Source organism: Ruegeria sp. P8 (assembly GCF_056534665.1).
Genome location: NZ_JBQERC010000055.1, coordinates 1 through 1,272, shown reverse-complemented (window position 1 = coordinate 1,272; position 1,272 = coordinate 1). Strand labels below are relative to the sequence as shown.

The window sequence follows — 1,272 nt, the reverse complement described above, 5'->3', positions numbered from 1 at the left end:
GGATTTTTCACCCAGTCCTTGTCGGACCGCGATCCTGAGCTTTTTGGCTCGATCCGGTCTGAGCTGGGTCGTCAGCGCGACGAGATCGAGCTGATTGCGTCCGAGAACATCGTCTCTGCCGCCGTGATGGAGGCGCAGGGTTCGGTGATGACCAACAAATATGCCGAAGGCTACCCGGGTCGGCGCTATTACGGGGGCTGCGAGTTTGTTGATATCGCCGAGAATCTGGCCATCGACCGCGCCAAGCAGCTGTTTGACTGTGGTTTCGCCAATGTGCAGCCGAACTCGGGCAGCCAGGCCAACCAGGGCGTGTTCCAGGCGCTGATCCAGCCCGGCGACACCATTCTGGGCATGAGCCTGGATGCCGGTGGCCACCTGACCCACGGCGCGCGGCCCAACCAGTCGGGCAAGTGGTTCAACGCCGTGCAATACGGCGTGCGCCAGCAGGACAACATGCTGGACTATGATCAGGTCGAGGCGCTGGCGAAAGAGCATAACCCCAAGCTGATCATCGCGGGCGGTTCGGCCATCCCGCGTCAGATCGACTTTGCCCGCATGCGTCAGATCGCCGACATGGTCGGCGCCTATCTGCACGTTGACATGGCGCATTTCGCCGGTCTGGTTGCGGCGGGCGAGCACCCCAGCCCGTTCCCCTACGCGCATGTGGCGACCACCACCACACACAAGACCCTGCGCGGCCCACGTGGGGGCATGATCCTGACCAATGATGAAGATATCGCTAAGAAAGTGAATTCGGCGATCTTCCCCGGCATTCAGGGCGGCCCGCTGATGCATGTGATCGCGGCCAAGGCCGTGGCCTTTGGCGAGGCGCTGCGCCCCGAGTTCAAAAGCTACATCCAGCAGGTCGTGACCAATGCGCAGGCGCTCAGCGATCAGTTGATCAAGGGCGGGCTCGACACCGTGACCCACGGCACCGACACCCATGTGGTGCTGGTCGACCTGCGCCCCAAGGGCGTCAAGGGCAACGCCACCGAAAAGGCCCTGGGCCGGGCGCATATCACCTGCAACAAGAACGGCGTGCCGTTTGACCCGGAAAAGCCGACCATCACGTCGGGCATCCGCCTTGGCAGCCCCGCCGGCACCACCCGCGGCTTTGGCGAGGCCGAGTTCCGCCAGATCGCCGACTGGATCATCGAAGTGGTCGACGGCCTGGCTGCCAACGGCGAAGACGGCAACGCCGAAGTCGAAGCCCGCGTCCGCGCCCAGGTCGCAGACCTCTGCAACCGTTTCCCCATATACCCAAACCTGTAA

Annotated in this window: 1 protein-coding gene; it reads left to right on the top strand. The window is 63.4% G+C overall.

The genetic code is table 11. The features are described 5' to 3' along the window. Nucleotides 1-1,272: serine hydroxymethyltransferase (gene glyA / locus ACR0BZ_RS19830; protein WP_480921078.1), on the top strand; the 1,272-nt coding region annotated here is incomplete at its 5' end.